We start from the raw sequence: 2,476 nt of genomic DNA on the forward strand, positions 1-2,476 counted from the left end.
CTCGAAGTCAATGCCCGCAGCTACCGCTGGATGAGCCGCCCCGTCGTGGTGGTGTGCGTCGATGGCTGCGAGCCTGCGTACCTGGACGCGGCCATCGCAGCCGGCGTAGCCCCCTGCATCGAGCGCATGCGCAAGACCGGAGCAGACCTGCTGGCCGACTGCGTGGTGCCCTCCTTCACCAACCCGAACAACCTGTCCATCGTCACCGGCGCACCGCCGGCCGTGCACGGCATCTGCGGCAACTACTTCTTCGACCGCGAACTCGGCCAGGAAGTCATGATGAACGACCCCAAGTACCTGCGCGCCGGCACCGTGCTCGCAGCCTTCGCCGATGCAGGCGCTTCGCTTGCCGTGGTCACCGCCAAGGACAAGCTGCGCAAGCTGCTGGGCCACCGCATGAAGGGCATCTGCTTCTCGTCCGAGAAGGCCGACCAGGCCACCATCGAGGAGAACGGCATCGACGGCGTGGTCGAGATGGTCGGCATGCCCGTGCCCTCGGTGTACAGCGCGGAGCTGTCGGAGTTCGTCTTCGCCGCAGGCGTGAAGCTCATGGAATCGCGCCGCCCCGACCTGATGTACCTGTCGACCACCGACTACGTGCAGCACAAGGCCGCCCCAGGCAGCCCCGCGGCCAACGCCTTCTACGCCATGATGGACGGCTACCTCGCGCAGCTCGATGCGCTGGGCGCCACCATCGTGCTCACGGCCGACCACGGCATGAACGACAAGCACGACGCCGACGGCGCGCCCAAGGTCATCTACCTGCAGGACGTGCTCGACGACTGGTATGGCAAGGACCAGGCCCGCGTGATCCTGCCGATCACCGACCCGTACGTGGTGCACCACGGCGCGCTGGGCTCCTTTGCCACCGTGTACGCCCCCGACGAGGCCCGCGTGCCGGGCTGGATCGAGCGCATCCAGCGCCTGCCGGGCATGGAGCTGGTGCTCTCGCGCAAGGACGCGGCCGCGCGCTTCGAGCTGCCGCCCGACCGCATCGGCGACATCGTGGTGGTCAGCGAGCAGAGCACGGTCATCGGCACCTCGGCCAGCCGGCATGACCTGTCGGCGCTGGAAGTGCCGCTGCGCTCGCACGGCGGGGTGTCGGAGCAGCGCGTGCCGCTGATCTGCAACCGGCCGGTCACCGGCATTGCCGCCAGCCGCCGGCTGCGCAACTTCGATGCGCTGGACCTCGCGCTGAACCACGCCCAATAAACCGTCGCCCGGAGCACTCCCCCATGAGCCAAGCCACCCTGAAGCCAGGCACCATTCACCGCGAAGCCCTGCGCATTGCCGGCGAGCGGATTCACCGCGACCGCACGATCGACGTCACCTACCCCTACACCGGCGAAGTGATCGCCACCGTGCCCAAGGCCACGCTCGAAGACGTGCGGGTGGCCTACAAGATCGCACGCGACTACAAGCCCACCCTCACGCGCTACGAGCGCTACAAGATCCTGATGCGCGCGGGCGAGATCATCGCCTCGCGCCTGGACGAGATCTCGCGCGTGATCACGATGGAGTCGGGCCTGTGCCGCAAGGACTCGCTGTACGAGGTGGGCCGCGCCTCCGACGTGCTGCTGTTCGCGGCCAACCAGGCGCTGGTGGACGACGGACAGGTGTTCTCCTGCGACCTCACGCACCACGGCAAGAGCCGCAAGGTCTACACGCTGCGCGAGCCGCTGCAGGGTGCGATCACGGCCATCACGCCGTTCAACCATCCGCTGAACCAGGTGATCCACAAGGTGGCGCCCTCCATTGCCACCAACAACCGCATGGTGCTCAAGCCCAGCGAGAAGACGCCGCTGACGGCCTTCATCCTGGCCGACATCCTGTACGAGGCGGGCCTGCCGCCGCCGATGCTGTCGGTGATCACGGGCGATCCGCGCGAGATTGCCGACGAGATGCTCACCAGCGCCGACGTGGACCTGGTCACCTTCACGGGGGGCGTGGCCATCGGCAAGTACATCGCGGGCAAGGCGGTGTACAAGCGCCAGATCCTGGAGCTGGGGGGCAATGACCCGATCATCGTGATGGAGGATGCGGACGTCGAGGAGGCGGCCACGCTGGCGGCCAGCGGCTCGTACAAGAACTCGGGCCAGCGCTGCACGGCGATCAAGCGCATGCTGGTGCACGAGGCGGTGGCGGACCGGTTCGTGGAGTTGCTGCTGGCCAAGACAAAGGCGCTGAAGTACGGCGACCCGATGGACCCGGCCACGGACATGGGCACGGTGATCGACGAGGCGGCTGCGATCCAGTTCGAGGCGGTGGTCAACGAGGCAATCAAGGCGGGTGCGAAGCTGCTGTACGGCAATGAGCGCAGCGGTGCGCTGTATTCGCCGACGGTGCTCGACCATGTGGACCCCGGGATGACGGTGGCCAGGCACGAGACCTTCGGGCCGGTGTCGCCGGTGATCCGCTTCAGGACGATCGAGGAGGCGATCCGCATCTCCAACGGCACGGCCTACGGGCTGTCGTC

At 67.4% G+C, this 2,476-nt stretch carries 2 protein-coding genes; both read left to right on the forward strand.

Annotated elements, in window-relative coordinates; all coding sequences use genetic code 11:
* The coding region (phnA, locus tag BMW87_RS34540; protein WP_143062677.1) for a phosphonoacetate hydrolase at nucleotides 1-1,212 on the forward strand (1,212 nt) is incomplete at its 5' end.
* Between the two features lie 23 nt (nucleotides 1,213-1,235).
* Nucleotides 1,236-2,476: phosphonoacetaldehyde dehydrogenase (phnY, locus tag BMW87_RS34545; protein ID WP_093083099.1), on the forward strand; the 1,241-nt coding region annotated here is incomplete at its 3' end.

Source organism: Variovorax sp. OV084, from assembly GCF_900111625.1.
Classification (GTDB): domain Bacteria; phylum Pseudomonadota; class Gammaproteobacteria; order Burkholderiales; family Burkholderiaceae_C; genus Variovorax.